Annotated in this window: 15 protein-coding genes and 1 pseudogene; all 16 read left to right on the top strand. The window is 61.4% G+C overall.

Annotated elements, in window-relative coordinates; translation table 11 throughout:
* Nucleotides 1–78: 78 nt before the first annotated feature.
* The 16 genes and pseudogenes from L901_RS02910 (at nucleotide 79) to L901_RS02835 (ending at nucleotide 20,286) form a co-directional block, all read left to right on the top strand.
* A complete protein-coding gene (locus L901_RS02910; RefSeq protein ID WP_059753288.1) occupies nucleotides 79–1,107 on the top strand; it encodes an ABC transporter permease in 1,029 nt (342 codons plus the stop codon).
* Entirely contained in the window at nucleotides 1,107–1,988 is an 882-nt protein-coding gene (locus tag L901_RS02905) for an ABC transporter permease (RefSeq protein WP_059753285.1), read from the top strand. The genes L901_RS02910 and L901_RS02905 overlap by 1 nt, the downstream gene beginning before the upstream one ends.
* A gap of 4 nt (nucleotides 1,989–1,992) precedes the next feature.
* Nucleotides 1,993–3,639, top strand: a complete 1,647-nt coding sequence (locus L901_RS02900; RefSeq protein ID WP_059753282.1) for an ABC transporter ATP-binding protein — start codon at nucleotides 1,993–1,995, stop codon at nucleotides 3,637–3,639.
* A gap of 17 nt (nucleotides 3,640–3,656) precedes the next feature.
* Nucleotides 3,657–5,213 carry a hydantoinase/oxoprolinase N-terminal domain-containing protein gene (locus L901_RS02895; RefSeq protein ID WP_059753380.1) on the top strand — a complete coding sequence of 519 codons (1,557 nt, stop codon included), beginning with the start codon at nucleotides 3,657–3,659 and terminating at the stop codon, nucleotides 5,211–5,213.
* Nucleotides 5,206–6,339 (top strand): DUF917 domain-containing protein, encoded by a 1,134-nt coding sequence (locus tag L901_RS02890; protein WP_059753279.1) that lies wholly within the window; start codon nucleotides 5,206–5,208, stop codon nucleotides 6,337–6,339. The genes L901_RS02895 and L901_RS02890 overlap by 8 nt, the downstream gene beginning before the upstream one ends.
* Nucleotides 6,340–6,382: 43 nt before the next feature.
* A complete protein-coding gene (locus L901_RS02885) occupies nucleotides 6,383–7,978 on the top strand; it encodes an ABC transporter substrate-binding protein (RefSeq protein WP_059753275.1) in 1,596 nt (531 codons plus the stop codon).
* Nucleotides 7,979–8,095: 117 nt separating this feature from the next.
* Nucleotides 8,096–9,172 (top strand): DUF917 domain-containing protein, encoded by a 1,077-nt coding sequence (locus L901_RS02880; protein WP_059753274.1) that lies wholly within the window; start codon nucleotides 8,096–8,098, stop codon nucleotides 9,170–9,172.
* Entirely contained in the window at nucleotides 9,169–10,707 is a 1,539-nt protein-coding gene (locus L901_RS02875; RefSeq protein ID WP_059753271.1) for a hydantoinase/oxoprolinase N-terminal domain-containing protein, read from the top strand. Before L901_RS02880 ends, L901_RS02875 begins: the two co-directional genes overlap by 4 nt.
* A gap of 44 nt (nucleotides 10,708–10,751) precedes the next feature.
* Complete coding sequence (locus L901_RS02870; protein WP_059753269.1) at nucleotides 10,752–11,696, top strand: isoaspartyl peptidase/L-asparaginase family protein; 945 nt, start codon at nucleotides 10,752–10,754, stop codon at nucleotides 11,694–11,696.
* A gap of 115 nt (nucleotides 11,697–11,811) precedes the next feature.
* On the top strand, nucleotides 11,812–12,717 hold the full coding sequence (locus tag L901_RS02865; protein WP_059753267.1) for a LysR family transcriptional regulator: 906 nt from the start codon (nucleotides 11,812–11,814) through the stop codon (nucleotides 12,715–12,717).
* A 180-nt stretch (nucleotides 12,718–12,897) separates the two neighbouring features.
* The gene (locus L901_RS02860) at nucleotides 12,898–13,842 is read left to right on the top strand and encodes an ABC transporter permease (protein ID WP_059753264.1); all 945 of its coding nucleotides are present in this window, start codon (nucleotides 12,898–12,900) and stop codon (nucleotides 13,840–13,842) included.
* Nucleotides 13,839–14,656, top strand: a pseudogene (locus tag L901_RS02855) (ABC transporter permease). The gene L901_RS02860 and the pseudogene L901_RS02855 overlap by 4 nt, the downstream one beginning before the upstream one ends.
* The gene (locus L901_RS02850; RefSeq protein ID WP_059753261.1) at nucleotides 14,653–16,287 is read left to right on the top strand and encodes an ABC transporter ATP-binding protein; all 1,635 of its coding nucleotides are present in this window, start codon (nucleotides 14,653–14,655) and stop codon (nucleotides 16,285–16,287) included. Before L901_RS02855 ends, L901_RS02850 begins: the two are co-directional and overlap by 4 nt.
* Before the next feature lie 13 nt (nucleotides 16,288–16,300).
* Nucleotides 16,301–17,143, top strand: coding sequence for a serine hydrolase (locus L901_RS02845; protein WP_059753258.1), 843 nt, complete (start codon nucleotides 16,301–16,303; stop codon nucleotides 17,141–17,143).
* 29 nt (nucleotides 17,144–17,172) lie between these two features.
* Nucleotides 17,173–18,717 (top strand): ABC transporter substrate-binding protein, encoded by a 1,545-nt coding sequence (locus tag L901_RS02840; protein WP_059753256.1) that lies wholly within the window; start codon nucleotides 17,173–17,175, stop codon nucleotides 18,715–18,717.
* A gap of 126 nt (nucleotides 18,718–18,843) precedes the next feature.
* Nucleotides 18,844–20,286, top strand: coding sequence for a M20 family metallopeptidase (locus L901_RS02835; RefSeq protein WP_059753252.1), 1,443 nt, complete (start codon nucleotides 18,844–18,846; stop codon nucleotides 20,284–20,286).
* Nucleotides 20,287–20,598 lie beyond the last annotated feature (312 nt).

Raw genomic sequence — 20,598 nt, 5'->3', positions numbered from 1 at the left:
ACCTTTTCCAGATTGTTCAAACGGACATGTGGTGAAAACTTGTGCTCACGCAACCGATGCACAAGGAACGTTCCACCGATGCAGCAACATCCGCTGGTCGCGATTTTGAACAGGCTCGGCACCTTCGTGCTGGTCATGATCGCCCTGTCCATCATGATTTTCGTGCTGGCCCGCGTGGTGCCGGGCGACCCCGCCCGCATGGCGCTCGGTCCTGCGGCAACGCAGGAGCAGGTGGATGCGTTGCGCGGCGAGATGGGTCTCGATAAGCCGCTCGCCGTCCAATATCTCGACTATATCGGCAATGCCCTGCACGGCGATCTCGGTTTCTCGCTGGTGTCACAACGCCCGGTGACTACCGATCTGGCGCAGACCGTTCCCGCGACCGTCGAACTGGTGCTGGTCTCGGTCATCTTCATGTTTGCCGTCGCCATCCCGCTCGGCGTCATCACGGCGCATTACCGCGACCGGCCGCTTGACCATATCGGCCGCATCCTGTCGCTCACCGGGGTCACGATCCCGAGCTTTCTTTTCGCCATCACGCTGCAATTGTTGGCCGCCCGGTTTCTCTCCGGCTGGCCGATCATCGGCAGGCTCGACCACGGGCTTGGCTGGCAGGGCGGCCCGACGGGCTTCATCCTGATCGACGGCACGCTGGCCGGACGGTTCGATGTGGTGCTGGATGCGCTGAAACACCTTGCACTGCCGGCATTTGCGCTTTCCATGGCAGGCATCGGCCAGATCACCCGCATCACGCGTTCCTCGATGATCGAGAACCAGCGCAAGGACCATGTGCTCACCCTGCAAAGCTTCGGCGTGCCGGAGCGGGTCATCATCTTCCGTTACCTGCTGAAGCTCTCTTCCATCGCGCCGCTGACGATCATGGGTCTCGAATTCGCGTCGCTGATCGGCAATGCCTTCGTGATCGAGATGGTCTTCGCCTGGGGTGGTTTCGCTTCCTACGGGCTGAACGCCATCCTGCAGAAAGACCTCAATGCCGTGACCGCCGTGGTGCTGGTCGCCGGCCTGTTCTTCATCGTTGCGAACCTGATCGTGGATGTTCTGATCTCGATCATCGACCCGCGCCTGCGCCGCAAGGAGGCTCGCTGATGGCTGATATGAAAATGCTCGAACCCACTGATCGGGGCTTAAGCGCCGGTTATATGATGTGGTATCGCTTCAGCCGCAATCCGGCGGCGGTCATCGGTTCGCTGATCCTCCTGTCGGTGCTGGTGCTAGCGGTCTTCGCGCCATGGCTCACGCCTTATCCGAAACATATCGGTGCGGTCGTCGATTTCCGCGCCCGCCATATGCCGCCGGATCTGGAGCACTGGTTCGGCACCGACAAGGCCGGGCGCGATATCTTTTCCCGTACCATCTTCGGGCTGCGGGTCTCGCTGCTTCTCGTCATCGGCGTGCTCGGCATTTCGGTGCCTGTAGGCACGGTGCTTGGCCTCGTCGCCGGTTATTTCGGTGGCTGGACTGAAAAGCTCATCAGCGGCCTGACGAATGTGATGCTGGCCATGCCGCCACTCGTCATGGCGCTCGCGGTCTCCAACCTCCTGGAACCGACACTGATGAACGCCATGATCGCGATCACGCTGCTGTGGTGGACCTGGCATGCGCGGCTGATCTATTCCGTGTCGAAGTCCATCGCTTCGGAAGACTATATCGAGGCGGCGCGTCTTGCCGGTGCCGGCCCGCTGCACATCCTCTTCCGCGAAATCCTGCCCAATTGCGTCTCGGTCATATCGGTCAAGACCACGCTGGATGCCGCCTTCGTCATTCTGTTCGGCGCGACGCTGAGCTTCCTCGGTTTCGGCGTCAAACCGCCGACTCCCGACCTTGGATCGATGGTTGCCGACGGGCGCCAGTTCATGCCGGATTTCTGGTGGGAAGTGCTCTGCCCCGGTGCGGCCGTGCTTTACGTGACGCTGGGTTTCAACCTGCTGGGCGACGGCCTGCGCGACATGTTCGACGTGGAAAGCTAAGGCCATGACTGAACCGCTTCTCAAGGTCGAAACCCTCAACGTCACCTTCACCAATTACGGCCGCACCCGGCAGGTGCTGCGCGATGTCGCCTTCACGGTCGCCGCCGGCGAACGCGTGGCGCTGATCGGCGAAACCGGATCGGGCAAGTCCGTCACCGCCAAGGCGATCATCGGCACCCTGCCGAAGAATGCCGCGATCACCTCCGGTGCCATCGTCATCGATGGCCGGGATGTGCTCGCCATGCCGCGCAGGGAGCGCGAGGCGCTGAAGGGCACGGCGTTTTCGCTGATCATGCAGGACCCGCTTTCCTCCTTCAATCCGGTCTTCAAGATCGGCACGCATCTCGATGATGTCATGCGTTTTGCCGACAAGCGCGACGGCGTCAACTCGTCGAAGGCGGAGCGTCGCAACCGCATCGCAGCCGTTTTACGCCGCGTGCAGCTCGCCGATACCGAGCGGGTGATGAACGCCTACCCGTCCGAGCTTTCGGGCGGCATGCGCCAGCGTGTGCTGATCGGGCTTGCCCTGCTGCACCAGCCGAAGCTTTTGATCGCGGATGAGCCCGGCACGGCGCTCGACGTGACGACGCAGGATGAAATCCTCAACCTCATCAACCAGCTGGTTGCCGAAGAAAACATGGCGCTTTTGATGATCACCCACAATCTCGGCGTCGTGCGCAAGGTGGCGGATCGGGTCGTGGTCATGCACCACGGCGATATCGTCGAAACCGGCCCCTGCACGCAAATCTTGCACGCTCCCGCTGCGGATTATACGCGCTCGCTGCTAGATGCGGTGCCGCCGCTCTATGGCTCGCGTGTAACGAATCTCGCGCAAAGCTCGCGGCAGCCGATCATCACCATCGAAGGCCTGAACAAGATTTACGGCAGGCGCAATGGCTACCATGCCGTGCGCGACGTGAACCTGACGCTGAAGCAGGGCGAGGTTTTTGGCCTTGCGGGTGAATCCGGTTCCGGCAAGACCTCGGTTGCCCGCATGATCATGGGCCTTTCCCGTCCCACCTCCGGTAGTCTTGTCATCGACGCTCCGGCACCTGAGCGCGGCAAGCGGCTGACGCAGATCGTCTATCAAAATCCGGGTACTTCGCTCAATCCCAAGCGTACCGTCAGGCAGACGCTTTCGCTGCCGTTGAAATCTATCGGCATGGATGGGCAGGTGCGGGAAAGCCGGATGCAGGAATTGATGGGACTGGTGCGGCTGCCGCAATCCTATCTCGGCAAATATCCCCACGAGCTTTCCGGCGGCCAAAAGCAGCGCGTGGCGATTGCCCGCGCGCTGGCGGCAGAACCGAAAATCCTCATTCTCGACGAGCCGACGGCCGCACTTGATGTCTCAGTGCAGAAGACTGTGATCGACCTTCTGCTGCAGCTGCGTGAGGAGCTTGGCCTGACTTATCTGATGATCTCGCACGACCTGTCGCTGATGCGCAATTTCTGCTCACGTATCGCCATCATGCTGCGCGGCGAGATTGTCGAAGAGGGTGTGACGTCGGCGGTCTTTGCCGAGCCGGCCCATCCCTATACCCGCGCCCTGATCGCGGCCATCCCCGTCGTCACCGACGAGGAAGAACGTCTCAAACCCACCGTGACCGAGGACGAGCGCATGCGCTTCCTCGTAAAAACGACCGATTGATGAAAGAGGAGCCTGACGTGTATCGCGTTGGAATTGACGTCGGCGGCACGAATACCGATGCCGTTGTGTTGCAGGATAAAACCGTTCTGGCGGGGGTGAAGGCCTCCACGACAGAGGATGTGACATCCGGTGTCATCGAAGCCCTTGAAAAGGTCATCGAGGCTTCGGGCATCGACAGGGCGCGCATCGGCGCCGTGATGATCGGCACCACGCATTTTACCAATGCGGTGATCGAGCGCCGGCATATGGACGAGGTGGCCGCGATCCGTCTCGGCCTGCCTTCCGGCGCCGGCCTGCCGCCCATGGTCGACTGGCCGGATGATCTCCGGGAAATCGTCGGCAACCACGGATATCAGGTGCGCGGCGGTTACGAATTCGACGGCCGCGAAATTTCGCCGCTTGATGAGGACGAAATCGTCCGCATCGCCGCCGATATCCGCGCCAAGGGTCTGAAGGCCGCTGCCGTCACCTGCGTTTTCAGCGGTATCAACGAAGCGATGGAGCTGCGGGCGAAGGAAATCCTGCAGGAACGCTGCCCCGGCCTGCCGGTGGTCATGTCCAAGGATATTGGCCGTCACGGCCTGCTTGCGCGTGAAAGTGCTGCAATCATGAATGCCAGCCTGCTGTCGCTGGCCGACCGCACCGTCGCGGCTTTCGGCGTGGCGCTGAAGGCTGCAGGCATCACTTGCCCGTTTTATATTACCCAGAACGACGGCACGCTGATGGCGGCGGATGTGGTGCGCGGCTTTCCCGTGCTCACCTTCGCGTCCGGCCCGACGAATTCCATGCGCGGTGCGGCCTTCCTCACCGGCCTCAAGGATGCCGTCGTTGTGGATGTCGGCGGCACTACGTCCGATGTCGGCTCACTGTCCCACGGTTTCCCGCGCCAGGCTTCGACCACGGTGGATATTGGCGGCGTGCGCACCAATTTCCGCATGCCGGACGTCTTCTCCATCGGTCTCGGCGGTGGCTCGCTGGTGGTCAATAGCGACCACGGCCTGACCGTCGGGCCGAAATCCGTCGGTTACCGTGTTCGCCGCGAGGCGCTCTGCTTCGGTGGCTCGACCCTGACGGCGACCGATATCGCGGTTGCCTCCGGCAAAGCCGATGTGGGCGAGAAGGCGCTGGTCTCCAGCCTCGACAAAAAGCTGGTGGATGCGGCGGTCGACAAGATCAACGACATGCTCGAGGCCTGCGTGGAGCGCAGCCGCATCTCGTCGTCACCAGTACCGGTGATCGCCGTTGGCGGCGGTTCTATCCTGATGCCGGACCGTATCGGTGAGCTGGAGGTCATCCGGCCCGAGAATTTCGCGGTGGCCAATGCCGTCGGCGCGGCGATTGCGCAGATCAGCGGCGAGACCGACCGGGTCTTCTCGCTGGTGGACGGACGCACGCGCGAGAGCGCGCTGGCCGAGGCGGAAGCGGAGGCGCGCGAAAAGGCGATTGCCGCCGGTGCGATTGCCGCGACGCTGGAAGTCATCGAACGCGAGGACATGCCGCTTGCCTACCTGCCCGGCAATGCCACCCGCATTCATGTGAAAGTTGTTGGAGAAATGGGAGCCAATCATGGCTGAGACACGCAAGCTGAAATATGACGAAGCGGCATTGCGGACGCTGACCCGTGAAGATCTCGACGCGCTGGAAATCGGCGCCGGCATTCTCGGCACGGGCGGCGGCGGCAATCCCTATCTCGGCAAGCTTCTGGCGCTGGAAGCCATGAAGGCCGGTTACGAGATGAAGATTCTTGCAACCGACGCCATCGAGCCGGACGCGCTCTGCATGTCCATCGGCGGCATCGGCGCGCCTGTCGTCGGTGTCGAGCGTATTCGCGAAGGGCGCGAGGGCCTGCGCTGCCTGCGGGCGATGGAAGAGTTGATCCGCACCCCGGTCGACGCCATCGTCTGCGAGGAAATCGGCGGTTCCAATTCCATGAACCCGCTGGTGACTGCGGCGCTGGGCGGCCTGCCTATCCTCGATTGCGACGGCATGGGCCGCGCTTTCCCGGAAATGCAGATGACCACCTTCTCCATCTATGGTCATAGTTCCACGCCGTCGGTGATGTGCGATCTGCACGGCAATGCCGTCATCTTCAGCCATGCCGTTTCCGAAGTCTGGCACGAGCGCATGGCGCGCGCCTGCGTCGTTTCGCAGGGCGGCGGCGCGATGCTGGCGACCGCGCCGATGCAGGCGCATTACGTGCACCAGTATGGCATTCCGAAAACCTACACCAAGGCGATTGCCATCGGTGAGGCAGTGATCCGCGCCCGCAAGCAGCAGGAAGACCCGATTGCCGCAGTCTGCGCGCTGGAAGGCGGAAAGCGCATCTTCAACGGCAAGATCACGGATCTGAAACGCCACCTGCGCGGCGGTTTCGCGGTCGGCGATCTCACGCTCTCCGGCTTCGACGATTGCGCCGGCCAGACGGCGGGCGTCGCCATCCAGAACGAATTCCTGCTGTTTTCCCGAGACGGCAAGGTGGAAGTGACGGTTCCCGACCTGATCGTCCTGCTCGATGTCGATACGGGTTATCCGATCACCACCGAAGTGCTGCGCTACGGCCAGCGCGTGGCCGTCATCGCCATCCCCTGCCACGACCTGCTGCGCAGCGCCCGCGCGCTTGAGGTCGTCGGGCCGGCAGCCTTCGGTTACCCGGACATTCCTTTCTCACCGCTGCCCGTTCCGGTCAGCAAGGCTGCCTAACCATAAGCGGGGCCAATGACCCGCAATAAAGAGGAGAACGATAATGAAAATGCCTGTACTTTCTTCCCGTCTCGCCGCGCTGGCGCTCGGCACGGCGCTCGTGTTGCCGCTTGTTTCTTCCGCAGCCCTTGCGGAAGACAAGGTATCGGTCGCGGTCAATACCATGCAGATATTCAGCTCGCTCGACCCGGCGAAGGTGACGGACTACACCGGCTACATGGCCATCGTGAACATGTATGACGGCCTGACCACGGTGAACGCCAAGGGCGAAATCGTGCCGCATCTGGCGAAATCCTGGGAGATTTCCGAGGACGGCCTGACCTATACCTTCCACCTGCGCGACGATGCGAAGTTTCAGGACGGTACGGCGGTAAAGGCTGCCGATCTTGCCTGGTCGATCCAGCGCCTGCTCGGCATCAACAAGGGCCCATCGAACCTCATCGTCGGCGTGCTGAAGCCCGAAAACGTCACCGCGCCTGACGATGCCACACTGGTCATGAAGATCGAGCGCCAGTTCTCGCCCTTCATGGCGGCGACGCCGCTGATGATGGCGATGAACAAGACACTGATCGAGGCCAATGCCAAGCCGGAAGACAAGTGGGGCGAGGCCTATGTGGGCGAACATTCCGCCGGTTCCGGCCCCTACAAGCTCGTCAGCTACAACCGTTCCGCCGATATGGTCATCGCCCGCAATGCCGATTATTTCCTCGGCTGGACCAAGGGCAAGCCGATTGATGAAGTGCGCTTCGTGCAGACCAGCGACGACGCCACCGTCAAGGCGCTGGCGGAAAAGGGTGAACTCGGTCTTTCCTCGCACGGGCTTGGCAACGACACCTATGAATCCATCGGCCGCATGAAGGGTTACAAGCTGATCCAGACCCGCACCGCCGGTGGTTTCGTCATCAAGCTCAACACCAAGGTCTATCCGACCGACGACGTTCATGTGCGCCGCGCCATCGCCTATGCGACGGATTACAAGACGATCCAGGAAGTGATCTATCCGGGCTTCGACATGCGCGGACCACTTTCCGACGCATTCAAGGATGCGCATAACGGCGATATCCAGCCGGGCGTCTACGATCTGGAAAAGGCCAAGGAAGAGTTGGCGAAGTCGAAATATGCCGGCCAGAAGATCACGCTGGTCAACAGCTATGTCGCTTCGCTGGCCTTCGAGGCCGAAGTGGCGCTGCTTCTGCAATCCAGCCTCGAGCAGATCGGCATCACGCTCGACATCAAGCCCGAGCCGTGGAACCGTATCGTTGAGCTTTCCTCCAAGCCGGAAACGACGCCGGCATCGACGCAGGTGAACATCTCGCCGACCTATCCGTCGCCGGATTCGATGTTCTATAACCAGTATCACTCCAAGGCCTCCGGCACCTGGATGTCGATGGAATGGTTGCAGAATGCGGAAATCGACGGGCTGATCGACAAGGTCCGCGCCACCACCGATGTCAACGAGCAGAACGCCACCTACAGGGAACTGCAGACGAAGATCGCCGATCTTCAGCCGGATGTCTGGGCCGTTGCGCCGAACCGCCGTTATGCGGCGAACAAGTGCCTTCAGGGTTACGAGTTCATTCCCATGCAAAGCTGGGACCTGAACTTCTCCAATTTCCATTGGGACTGCAAGGCGGAGTGATCTCCGCCTGATGAAAACCGGCCCCGCCACAAAGGCGGGGTTGGCCAGACTTGGAACTTCAAAGGGAAGGAGCATCGCCTGCGGCCGGAAAGGCTGCGGCATGCCCGAGGATGACGCATGATCCAGGAATTTTCCGAAGACGATATTGAACCTCTGGCCACGGGCGCCTGGATTCTGGGAACCGGCGGCGGGGGCAACCCCTATATCTCGACGCTCAATCTGCGCCGTCTTTATTCCGAGGGCAGGCGGGTGAAGGTCATGGACCCCATGGCGCTTGCCGATGACGACATGGTTGCCGTCGTTTCGAAGATGGGTGCGCCGCTTGTCGGTCAGGAAAGACTGGGGGATCCCGTGCATCTCGCCCGCGCTGTCGAGGTGATGGAGGATTATCTCGGCAAGCCGTTCCGGGCGATCATGAGCGTGGAAATCGGCGGTTCCAATGCGCTGTCATCCTTCCTCGCCGCCGCCGTACTCGACCGGCCGGTCGTTAATGCGGACGCCATGGGACGCGCCTATCCCGAAGCGCAGATGACATCTTTCGCCATCGGCAACCTGCCGATGTTTCCGCTGTCGCTGGTCGATGTGCGCGACAATGAGGTGATCGTGACGCGTGCTGCCTCGTGGAAATGGATGGAGCGCATCTCGCGCAAGGTCTGCACCGAAGTCGGTTCCACCGCCGCCACCTGCAAGGCGCCGCGCACCGGCAAGGAAGTCAAGGAGTGGGGCATTCATTACACCGTCACCAAGGCGACCGAACTCGGGCGCGCGGTGATGGCAGCGCGTGCGCGCCATGACGATCCGGTTCAGGCGGTTCTCGACCATGAGGGCGGCAAGCAGCTGTTCCGCGGCAAGGTGGTGGATGTGGCGCGCGAGACCACTGGCGGTTTCCTGCGCGGCAGCACGACCATTGAAGGTATCGATGCCGACCGCGGTTCGCGCATGGAGCTTGCCTTCCAGAACGAATGGGCGGTCGCCTTCCGCGATGGCCAGCCTGTCGCCATGACGCCGGACCTGCTTTGCCTTCTCGACACTGTCTCGGGCGGCGCCATCGGCACGGAATCGGTACGTTATGGCCAGCGCGTCACGGTTGTCGCCCTGCCGGCGCCGGAGCTTTTGACGACACCTGCCGGCATCGCCGCCGTCGGCCCGCGCGCCTTCGGTTATGACATTGATTTCAGATCGGTATTCCCATGAAACACATCGGTATTGACGTTGGCGGCACCAATACGGACGCCGTTCTCATCGATGGCGACACCATCGTCGCCTCCATCAAGGTTCCGACCACGCAGGATGTCCTGTCCGGCGTCAAGGCGGCGCTCGCCCACGTGGCAGGCCATGTCGGCGCGGCGGACCGGCCGATTGATGCGGTGATGATCGGCACCACTCATTTCACCAATGCGGTGGTGGAGCGCGCCCGGCTGGAACGGGTTGCGGCGATCCGCATCGCGCTGCCGACCGGCTCTTCGCTGCCGCCCATGTGCGACTGGCCGGCGGATCTGCGTGATGCGGTCGATCCGCTGATCTTCATGGTGCATGGCGGCCATGAATATGACGGCAGTCCGCTGGTGCCGATGGTTCCAGATGAAATCCGCGAAGCGGCGATGAAAATTCGCGATGCGGGCATCACCTCCATCGCCATTTCGGCAACTTTCTCGCCGCTGACGACGGAGTGCGAGGTAAGGGCGGCGGAGATTGTCCGTTCGGTGATCCCTGATGCACGCATCACGCTTTCCCATACGCTTGGCCGTATCGGGCTTCTCGAGCGCGAGAACGTCGCCCTTCTGAACGCAGCGCTGCAAACACTGGGCAAGACCACGGTTCAGGCATTTTCGGATGCACTGCGCGAAGCGGGCGTAAAAGCGCCGTTCTATCTGACCCAGAATGACGGCACGGTGGCGCTGGCGGATGTCGCCGCTGCGAACCCCGTGCACAGCTTCGCCTCCGGCCCGACGAACTCGATGCGTGGTGCGGCCTTCCTCACCGGGCTTTCCGATGCCATGGTGGTGGATGTCGGCGGCACCACCTCCGATATCGGCTGCCTTGTCGGCGGTTTTCCGCGCGAGGCGAACAATATCGTCCATATCGGTGGGGTACGCACGCTCTTCCGTATGCCCGATCTTCTGCCTATTGCGCTCGGCGGCGGCACCATCGTCGACCCTGTAACAGGCAAGATCGGTCCGCGCTCGGTCGGTTATCGCATCCTGACGGAAGCCCGCGTTTTCGGCGGCGAGACGCTGACGACATCGGATATCGCTGTTGCCGCCGGCCTGATCGAGATGGGTGACCGCGACCGTGTGAAAGACCTTGATCCGGCTTTTGTGCAGGCCACGCTTCAACGCATCCGCGATATGGTGGCAGACAGTTTCGACCAGATGAAGACATCAGCCGAAGACGTGCCGCTGGTTGCGGTCGGCGGCGGGGCGTTCCTGATCCCCGAGACGGTTCCGGGTGCGTCGGAAGTGCTGCGCGTGGAAAATGCTGGCGTTGCCAATGCGCTGGGTGCGGCGATGGCGCAGGTTTCCGGCGAGGTGGATCAGGTCTTTTCCGGCCTGAGCCGAGACGAGGCCCTTGCGAAAGCCGAGACCGAGGCGCAGAACGCCGCGGTCGCATCCGGTGCGGAGCGGGCGAGCCTAAAGACGCTTGAGGTGGAAGATATTCCGATTGCCTATCTGCCTGGCGGCGCTCGCAGGGTGCGCGTGCGGGTCATCGGCGATATCGCCTTTCATTGATGGTAAGAGGCCCTGCCAGCGCGGGGCAACGAGGGAGTGAGCACATGACGAAGATCGCACTGGCCATTCACGGTGGTTGCGGCGTGATGCCGGAAGACAGCATGACGGCCGGGGAGTGGGCTGCTGCCCGCAACGATCTGGCGGCGGCCCTGCGCGCCGGTTATGGCGTGCTGAAGGCTGGCGGAACCGCGCTTGAAGCGGTTGAGGCGGCGGTCGTTGTCATGGAGGACAGCCCGCACTTCAACGCCGGCCACGGGGCGGCGCTCAACGAAAACGGCATTCATGAACTCGATGCCTCGATTATGGACGGTGCGACGCTGGCGGCGGGTGCGATCAGCGCCTCCCGTGCCATCCGCAACCCGGTAAAGGCGGCCCGCGCGCTGATGGCGGATGAACGTGCCGTCTATCTGACGGGGGAGGCGGCCGACCGCTTTGCAAAGGAAAAGGGGCTCGCGACAGAACCTCAATCCTATTTCACCACGCAAAAGCGCGTGGAGGCACTTGCGGCGATGAAGCGTCATGCTGCCACGGGCACGGAAGCCACTGAGAACGAAAAGCACGGAACCGTCGGCGCAGTTGCGCTCGATGCGATGGGTCATCTCGCCGCTGCCACTTCGACCGGCGGCTACACCAACAAGCCGGATGGCCGGGTGGGCGATAGCCCGGTGATCGGCGCCGGCACCTATGCGCGAGATGGCGCCTGTGCGGTCTCTGGCACCGGCAAGGGCGAGTTTTTCATCCGTTATGTCGTTGGCCACGAGATCGCGTCCCGCGTCGCCTATCTCGGGCAGGATCTGGAGACCGCCGCCGGCGATCTCGTTCACAAGGATCTGGCGCCCTACGATATCGGCGCGGGCCTCGTCGCAATCGATGCCGAAGGCGGCATATCCGCGCCCTATAATACATCAGGCATGTTTCGCGGCTGGGTGACGCCCTCGGGAGAGGCGCGTGTGGCCACCCATGACACCGTCTATGAGGTGGAATTGTAACCGGCGACCGTGCCGGCCAAGTGGCGGCGTTAAAAAAACGGTGACATTAAGGTCTATCAGCGGCAAAACGTCTGAACCGAAACCGGCTCGTCTCTTCACCCATGGTGCTGGCCTCATGAACATCAAGCAGCTCGAAGTTCTGCGCACGCTTCTTTCTACCGGCTCGACCATCGCCACGGCCAAGGCCATGGGTCTCAGCCAGTCGGGTATCAGCCGGCTTCTGGCCCAACTTGAGGCGGATTTGTCGCTGACGCTGTTTGCCCGTGACAAGGGACGATTGATCCCGACACCGGAGGCGGTGCTTCTCGCCCGGGATGCGGAAAGCGTGCTGCTTGCCGTGGACCGCATGTCCGGCCACGCCGAGGATTTGCGCAATGGCGCGGCCGGTCCGGAAATCGTCCGCATCGGCTTGCCGAGCAGCATGTGGGAGAACTTCGCGCCCGCCATGCTGATCGACTATGTCCGGGATTTTCCCGGCGTTCGCATAGAGACTTTTTTCGAAACGACGACCGCCATCAACAAGCTCGTCGGCGAGCGGGTGATCGATCTCGGTTTCCTGCGGATGGAAGGCGAGATCGGGCCGGGCATCGATGTCGAGCGTGTCGCGACCGGCAAGAGCGTCTGTGTGGTTCGGGAGGATCATCCCTTGTCCAAGCTCGACGAAATCACCGTAAAGGACCTGCGCAATGTTCCGCTCATTCTGATCGGCCGGCAGCGGCCGAACCGCATGGCGCTCGATCAGGTCTTCAAGAAGGCCGGCGTCAAGCCGATGGTGAAGATCGAGACCCACACCAACAGTTCCGCCTGCGCCTATGTCGCGCATGGGCTGGGGGTCACGATCATCAGCAGTTTTTATGCGAATCTTTACCGGCACCTTCCCGTCGTCGCCCGGCCATTCGTTCCGCAGGCGACGCAGGAATTCGGCCTAGCCCGTGCTTCCGGCGCACCGCTGTCCATCGCTGCGCAGGCGCTGAGCGATGCCTTGAAGCGGGAAATCCAGCTTTCGCAAAAAATCGACTGAAAACGGGATTTTGGGCGGAAAATCTCATTGTCCTCATCAGGATGAAACGCGCCGTCATTCTGCATAGATATATGACGTTTATGCATAATATTGCGCCTTATTTATCAATCCGTCATAGTCACCAGCAACGAAACCGATAGAGGCGGGATACCATTCCCCGCCATCAATCGTGGGGAACCGATGATAAGATTCATACTGAGCCGTCTTTTGATGGCGCTGCCGACGATCGCATTCGTGTCGATCACGGTTTTCGCGCTCATCCGCTTCATTCCGGGCGATCCGGCTGCCCTGATGCTGGGCGATATGGCGCAACCGGAGCAGATCGAAGCCATGAGGACCGAACTCGGCCTCGACAAATCCATGCCGCAACAGTTCCTCATCTGGGCCGGCAATGTGGTGCAGGGAGATTTCGGCCGCTCCATCGTCAATGATGAGGCGGTGCTGCCGCTGGTCGTGTCGCGTTTTCTCGTCAGCGCCGAGATCGTCGTGGTCGCGGTGCTGCTCGCCAGCCTGATTGCGGTTCCGGCCGGTGTGATCGCCGCCTGGAAACAGAACAGCTTCACCGATCTGGCGCTGGTGGGAACGGCGACACTGCTGCTCTCCATTCCGACATTCTGGCTGGGTCTTCTGCTTCTCCTGTTCTTTGGCCTCAAGCTCGGCTGGCTGCCGGTGCTCGGATATGTGTCTATCAGCGACAATCTCGTCGGCGGCATGCTTTATCTCGTCCTGCCTGTCATGACGCTGGTGATCCATGAAATGGGCGTTCTGATCCGCATGGCGCGCGCCTCCACGCTGGAAGTGCTGCGGCTGGATTACATCACCCATGCCCGCGCCAAGGGCCTTTCGGAAAGCGCGGTTCTCTGGCGGCATGCGTTCAAGAACGCCTTCGGCCCGACATGGACGATGATCGGCCTCATCCTCGGCAATCTTCTCGGCGGCATCGCCGTCATCGAGACCGTGTTCACCATTCCCGGCCTCGGACGGCTGATGGTCGACAGTATTTTCGCCCGCGATTACCCCGTCATTCAAGGCTGCCTGCTGTTCGTCTCGCTGTCCTATGTGCTGGTCAACCTGTTCGTCGACCTTCTTTATCCCCTCTTCGATCCGCGTGTGGTTGCCGAATGAAAAAGTTCACACTTAACGGGCTTATCGGCGGCTTTCTCATAGCCCTCCTGCTCATCACCGCCATGACCGGCCTGTTCTGGACACCCTATGATCCGATGAAGCTCGGTTTCGCCTCGCGTCTGGCCGCACCTAGCACCAGCCATCTTCTCGGCACCGACGAATTCGGGCGCGATGTTTTGAGCCGCCTGATGGTGGGTGCCCGCGCCAGCGTCTGGATCGGTTTCCTGACGGTCAGCTTCGCGAGATCTGCGGCACGCTGATCGGTCTTGTCAGCGGTTATGCGCGCGGCTGGGTGGATGGCGTCATCATGGCCATCAACAATGCGCTCTTGGCCTTTCCGGGCATTCTGCTGGCGCTCGGCCTGCTCGCGGTTTTCGGCGCCAACCAGTATGGCATCATCTTCGCGCTGGGCATCGCCTACACGCCATCGATGGCCCGCGTGGTGCGCGGTGCCGTGCTTTCTCTGCGTGAGCGGGAATTCATCGAGGCGTCGCTGGTGATGGGCAATGGTGAGATCTACACCATGTTCCGCCACATCCTGCCCAATTGCATCGCGCCGATCACGGTTCTTGCCACCTCCATGTTCGGCTGGGCCATCCTCTCGGAAAGTGCGCTGTCCTTCCTCGGCCTTGGCGTGCCGCCGCCGGCCCCCACCTGGGGCAACATGCTGGCCGCCGGCCGTCCCTTCATCCAGCAGGCCGTTTGGCTCGGGCTTTTCCCCGGTCTCTGCATCGCGCTGACGCTGCTTGGCATCAATCTTCTGGGCGATGCCCTTCGTGACAGGCTTGACCCGCGCATGAGAGGTCTCAAATGACTGTTAATACACTTCTCACCGTTCGCGGCCTTTCGCTCGAAGTCGCCAGAACCGGCCACCGGGTGGTCAAGGATGTCTCCTTCGATATTGCTGCGGGCGAAATCTTCGGCATCGTCGGCGAAAGCGGCTCGGGCAAGACGCTTGCAACCCGCGCGCTCATCTCGCTTCTGCCACCGGCCATCGCCGTCACCGGCGGGTCGATCATCTACAAGGGGCAGGATGTCATGTACCTGCCGGTGAAGGAGCTTCGGCGTCTGCGCGGCGCGGAGATCGGCGTGGTGTTTCAGGAGCCGATGACCTCACTCAACCCATCGATGACGATAGGCCGGCAGCTGGAAGAGGGGCTGATCCTTCACACGAAGCTGTCGCCTGAAGAGCGCCGCGAGAAAATTCTCGACATGCTGCGCCGGGTCGGAATCCGCGATCCGGAAGGTGCGCTGACGGCCTATCCGCATGAGTTTTCCGGCGGCATGCGCCAGCGCATCATGCTGGCCTCGGTCATGCTGTTGAAACCCGCTTTGCTGATTGCCGACGAGCCGACAACGGCGCTGGACGCGGTCATCCAGCGCGATGTCATGGAGCTGATGGTGGAGCTGACGCGAGCGGAAGGCACTGCCGTTCTCCTCATCAGCCACGATCTGCCGATGGTGGCGCGTTATACCAGCCGTATCGTGGTGATGGAAAAAGGCGCGATTGTCGAACAGGGCCGCACCGAGGACCTGCTGGACGCGCCGCAGCACCCCTATACGAAGAAACTGCTTTCCTCCCTGCCGTTCCGCGGCGAGCCGCGCAGCATCGACACCTCCAAGGCGCCGATGGTTTCGGCCCGCGATATCGTCGTCGATTATGCCGGCCGCAAATCCCTGCTGAAAAAAGCCAAACCGAAGCGGGCGCTGCATGGCGTCAGCATCGATATTCATGAGGGCGAGGTCGTGGCGCTTGTCGGCGGCTCCGGTTCCGGCAAGACCACGCTTGGCCGCACCATCGCCGGGCTCGTGCAGGAAAGCGAAGGGCATATCCGCTTTCAGGGCCGCGAGCGCAACGAGGACTGGAAGGACTATCGCCTCAACTGCCAGATGGTGTTTCAGGATCCCTATTCCTCGCTCGATCCGCGCATGACCATTCTGGCGCTGGTGGAAGAGGCGCTGCGCCTCGTGCCGGGTCTCGATCAGGCCGCCAAACGCAAGCGGGCGCTGGAAACGCTGGAGGAAGTCGGGCTCGGTGCCGACTTTGCCGCCCGTTATCCGCACGAGCTTTCCGGCGGCCAGCGCCAGCGCGTGGCGATTGCCCGCGCCATTGCCCGCCGCCCGCGGTTCCTGATCGCCGACGAACCGGTCTCGGCACTCGACGTGACAGTGCGGGCGCAGGTGCTCGATCTCTTTTCCGATCTGCAGAAACGTTACGGCTTTTCCTGCCTCTTCATCAGCCACGATCTCGGCGTGGTGGAGCAGGTGGCGGACCGTGTCGTCGTTATGCAGGACGGCCGCATCATCGAAGAGGGTGATCGCGACACGATTTTCGACAGTCCGAGAGAGGCCTATACGCGCTGGCTGCTCTCGGCCATTCCCGCCCTCGACCAGAATGAAAAGGGCGGCGTGACACTCAAATGGCGTCTGGAAGATGAAGTTTAACAGGAAGATGACTATGACCGTGGCTGCCCAACTGAATGCGATCTGTGATGCACAGCCTTTCGTGACGCGCTTCATGGTGCGCAATCTCCTGACCGGCGAAGAGATCGGGCGCGGAGAAAACGAGGAGACGCCATCGGGCAGCACCCGCAAGACGTCGATCATGATGGCCGTGCTTAAGGCCGCCAGCGAAGGGCGGATCGATCTCGACCAGCCCGTTACATATGAAAAGCGGCTGGCGGAAGAGGTTGCGAGCGGCATGTTCCGTTATATGACGCCGGGCATTGTCATTTCGCTGCGCGATGCCGTCGCCGGCATGATGGTGCTGAGCGACAATGTCTGCACCAAGATGGTGCTGGAAAGGCTGACGCTGGAAGAGGTGGACGGCTATTGCAAATCGCTCGGCATGGCCAATACCCACCACCGTTTCCTCATCCCGCCGCTGGCGCTGGCGGCCGATCATCCGCTGAAAACCGTCACCACCACCTCGGCAGCGGATCAGGTGCTGCTGCTGCAGACCATTCTCGATGCGCAATCCTCACCTGATGCGCAGGCGAAGCTCGGTTGCAGCCCGCAATTGTGCGAATGGGCCATGCAAACGCTGAAGAACCAGATTTTGCGTTATGGAATCCGCTCCCGCCTGCCTTTCGAGGCTGTGGTGGCGAGCAAGAGCGGTCGCGGCAAGCGCGGGCGCATGGATGCCGGCATCGTCTACAGAAACGGCGCGCCGTCCTTCATCATCACCACCTATACCGACGAGGTGCCGCAGGTGATGCCTGACGGTACGCCGGGATACACCATCGCGCTTGAAACGATCGGCCGGCTGGCACAGGCCTGCTGGGACGGCTTTCACCAATAACAATCAATGACAACAAAGAGGGTAGAACAGTGAAAAAACTTCTTCTCGCAGGCGTTGCCCTGCTCGTGACCGCCAATATCGCGGCGGCCCGCGATATCACCATCGCGCAAAGCTCGGATTTGCGCAGCAACAATCCCGGCGTGAACCGCGACGGCAATACGGATGGGGTTATCCTGCACATCGTCGAAGGCCTCGTCGGTTATAACAATGCCGGAGAGGTGAAGCCACTTCTCGCCGAAAGCGTCGAGGTTGCGCCTGACGGCCTGACCTATACGTTCAAGCTGCGCAAGGATGTGAAGTTCCACAATGGCAAGCCGCTCACCGCAGAGGATGTCGTCTGGAACTGGACACGTTATCTGAAGCCGGAAACGAAGTGGGCGTGCCTCAACGATTTCGCCGAGGGCGGGGCAGCGCATGTCACCGGCGTCAAGGCCACGGATGCCTCCACGGTCGAGATCACCCTTGAAAAACCCTCCGCCGTTTTCCTTGGCCTGATGTCGCGGCCGGAATGCGGTTATACCGGCATGATCTCGCCGGAATCGGTTGCTGCCGATGGCAGCTTCGCCAAGCCCATCGGCACCGGGCCGTTCCAGTGGGACGAGTGGAAGAAAGGCGAATATATCCGCCTCGCCAAATTTGCCGATTATGTTTCGCCGGCAAATGACGGCAAGCCGGACGGTATGGTCGGCTCCAAGCGGCCGCTGGCCGACGGCATCAAATTCATGGTCATTCCCGATGCTTCGACAGTGAAGGCGGGTCTTGAATCCGGCGTGCTCGATACGGCCGAGATTTCGCCTGATCTCATTCCGGAATTCAAGACCAATGACAAGATGCAGCTCATCGTTGCCCGCAACAACGGCAAGAACCTGTTCTACATCCAGACCCGCGACAAGGTACTGAGCAATCCCGGCGTGCGCCGCGCCATGGCGATGGCTCTCGATCTCGATGAGCTGGTCGCTGCCGCATCGAACGGTACTGGCGAAGCCAACGGCTCGATGGTCTCGCAGGACTCGGTTTATTATGACGAGGCCCAGAAAAAGCGCCCTGCCTATGATGTCGAGGCCGCGAAGAAGGAGCTGGAGGCCGCCGGTTACAAGGGCGAGCCGATCTCCATCATCGCCAACAAGCGTGGCAATGTGCCGAGCTTCCCGGCCGCCGTCATGGCGCAGGCCATGATGCAGCAGGCGGGTCTCAACGTGCAGATCGAGGTGCTGGATTACGCCACGCAGGTGGATCGCCGCCGTTCCGGCAATTATCAGGTGATCTCGCAGTCGGTCGCCCCGCGTCTCGACCCGGCCCTGATGTATGCCTTCTATGTCGGCAACAAGGACAAGAATGCCTCCCTGATGTGGGACGATCCGAAGGCGATAGAGTTGATGAAGGCCGCTTATGTGGAGGCCGACCAAACCAAGCGCCAGAAGATTTTCGACGAGTTCCATGAGCTGATGTTGAAGGAAATGCCGGGCATCTTCCTTTACGACATGGTCGATGTCTGGGGCGCGACGAAAAAGCTCAAGGGCCAGCCGGTCTGGCAGTCGAACGCCCGTCTATGGGAAGTCTCGGTCGACAACTGATCCACTATGCCCGCGCCGGAGGCGGACCCCGGCGCGGGCTTTCCATCATAGAGCGTAAGGATTTGGCGGTGCATCTGCCGAAGCGCTTGCGCGTGCCCGCAAAGGGCGGAAATGCGAGGACAAGCCATGAACCGTGACGCCGTGATGTCGATTGCTGCCGAAATCGAGGCAATAAAGCCCGATTTCATCACCTTGAGCGACAGCATCTGGGATTTTGCCGAACTCAAATTCGAGGAGCAGCAATCTGCCGGCGTTCTGGCGGGCGCGCTCGAGGAAAATGGCTTTGCGGTTCGCCGTGGCGTGGCAGGCATGGAGACGGCCTTCATAGGCGAATTCGGCAGCGGCAAGCCGGTTATCGCTTTTCTCGGTGAATTCGATGCGCTGGCCGGCATGAGCCAGGTGGCCGATGTGGCTGAGGTGCAGCCGCGTGAGGCGGGCGACACCGGCCATGGCTGCGGCCACAACCTGCTTGGCGTCGGCTCATTGATGGCCGCTATTGCGCTCGCCCGGCATCTGAAAGCCAATAATCTGCCCGGCACCGTGCGTTATTACGGTTGCCCCGGCGAGGAGGGCGGTTCCGGCAAGACCTTCATGGTGCGTGCCGGGCTGTTCGACGATGTCGATGCGGCTTTGACATGGCATCCTGCGCCCTTCAACGGCGTACGCTCCACCAACAATCTTGCCGTGCTGGAATATTTCTACCGTTTCAAGGGTGTTGCGGCCCATGCTTCCAACGCCGCCCATCTCGGCCGCTCGGCGCTCGATGCCGTCGAACTCATGAATGTCGGCGTCAATTTCCTGCGCGAACACATGCCGCAGGATTGCCGGGTGCATTATGCAATCACGGATACCGGCGGCAAGGCGGCGAATGTGGTTCAGGCCAGGGCGGAAGTGCTCTATCTGATCCGCGCCCCGGAAATGCGCCAGGCGCTCGATCTTGCCGCGCGGGTGGACAAGGTTGCGCGCGGCGCGGCGATGATGACCGAAACAGAGGTGGAAATCGTCTTCGATACCGCCTCCACCAATCTCCTGCCCAACATCACGCTGGAAACGGCGATGCATGAAAACATGGTGGCGCTAGGCCCCATCGCCTTTGATGAGGCGGATATCGCTTTTGCCAAACGCATTCAGGACACTTTCACTGACGAGGCGATCAAAAGCAGCATCAGGCTCTACCAGATAAAGGGCGATGTCTTTTCCAACCGGAAGATCGACGGATCGACACCCCTGCATCTCGGCTTGCGCGATTTCGAGGGCCAGTCGCATTTCCGGGCGGGTTCCACCGATGTCGGTGATGTCAGCTGGGTGACGCCAACCGCACAGTGCTGGACGCCCGCCTGGGCGATCGGCACCAATCCGCATACCTGGCAGGTGGTGGCGCAGGGCAAAAGCCCCGCCGCTCACAAGGCCATGGCCCATGCCGCCAAAGCACTCGCGTCGACCGGCTTTGCGCTGATGACCTCGCCGGAACTGCTCGCCAGTGCCAAAAGGGAATGGCAGGAAAAGACCGAGGGCAGCAAATATGTCTGCCCGATTCCCGCCGATGTCATGCCCGGTTCCCATCGATAGAACGTGCTGCACCAACACGCCCATTCTGCTGAACCCGTTTCCCTTATCGCGTATTTTCGCCGGTGGAATGGTGTCTCACATGGGCGCGGCAAGCGAAAAGATGTGACCCGCCGGTGGCCTTGCCAATGGCAGGGTCTGCGGGTCCGGCATTGAAAACAGACCTTACTCCATATTCTTCGTGATCCTCGGTTTCGGCCCGAGGGTCCATGATTTCAACGGCTTATCGATCCTCGCCTGACGAGTGGGGGTAACGTTGAAAAAGCTTCGGCGCGGTTCCCGGCAATCCGCCCCGGAATTCCTTCCTTCTGAAAT

The sequence above is a fragment of the Agrobacterium sp. D14 genome (assembly GCF_001526505.1).
GTDB lineage: Bacteria > Pseudomonadota > Alphaproteobacteria > Rhizobiales > Rhizobiaceae > Agrobacterium > Agrobacterium leguminum.
The sequence above is the reverse complement of the archived record's forward strand: the minus strand, read 5'-3'. Positions and strand labels throughout refer to the sequence as shown.

Bases quoted from the DNA above. Each gene is read 5' to 3' on its own strand.
- L901_RS02910 (WP_059753288.1), top strand. From the start codon at position 79: ATGCAGCAACATCCGCTGGTCGCGATTTTGAACAGGCTCGGCACCTTC.
- L901_RS02905 (WP_059753285.1), top strand. From the start codon at position 1,107: ATGGCTGATATGAAAATGCTCGAACCCACTGATCGGGGCTTAAGCGCC.
- L901_RS02900 (WP_059753282.1), top strand. From the start codon at position 1,993: ATGACTGAACCGCTTCTCAAGGTCGAAACCCTCAACGTCACCTTCACC.
- L901_RS02890 (WP_059753279.1), top strand. From the start codon at position 5,206: ATGGCTGAGACACGCAAGCTGAAATATGACGAAGCGGCATTGCGGACG.
- L901_RS02885 (WP_059753275.1), top strand. From the start codon at position 6,383: ATGAAAATGCCTGTACTTTCTTCCCGTCTCGCCGCGCTGGCGCTCGGC.
- L901_RS02880 (WP_059753274.1), top strand. From the start codon at position 8,096: ATGATCCAGGAATTTTCCGAAGACGATATTGAACCTCTGGCCACGGGC.
- L901_RS02875 (WP_059753271.1), top strand. From the start codon at position 9,169: ATGAAACACATCGGTATTGACGTTGGCGGCACCAATACGGACGCCGTT.
- L901_RS02870 (WP_059753269.1), top strand. From the start codon at position 10,752: ATGACGAAGATCGCACTGGCCATTCACGGTGGTTGCGGCGTGATGCCG.
- L901_RS02865 (WP_059753267.1), top strand. From the start codon at position 11,812: ATGAACATCAAGCAGCTCGAAGTTCTGCGCACGCTTCTTTCTACCGGC.
- L901_RS02860 (WP_059753264.1), top strand. From the start codon at position 12,898: ATGATAAGATTCATACTGAGCCGTCTTTTGATGGCGCTGCCGACGATC.
- L901_RS02850 (WP_059753261.1), top strand. From the start codon at position 14,653: ATGACTGTTAATACACTTCTCACCGTTCGCGGCCTTTCGCTCGAAGTC.
- L901_RS02845 (WP_059753258.1), top strand. From the start codon at position 16,301: ATGACCGTGGCTGCCCAACTGAATGCGATCTGTGATGCACAGCCTTTC.
- L901_RS02835 (WP_059753252.1), top strand. From the start codon at position 18,844: ATGAACCGTGACGCCGTGATGTCGATTGCTGCCGAAATCGAGGCAATA.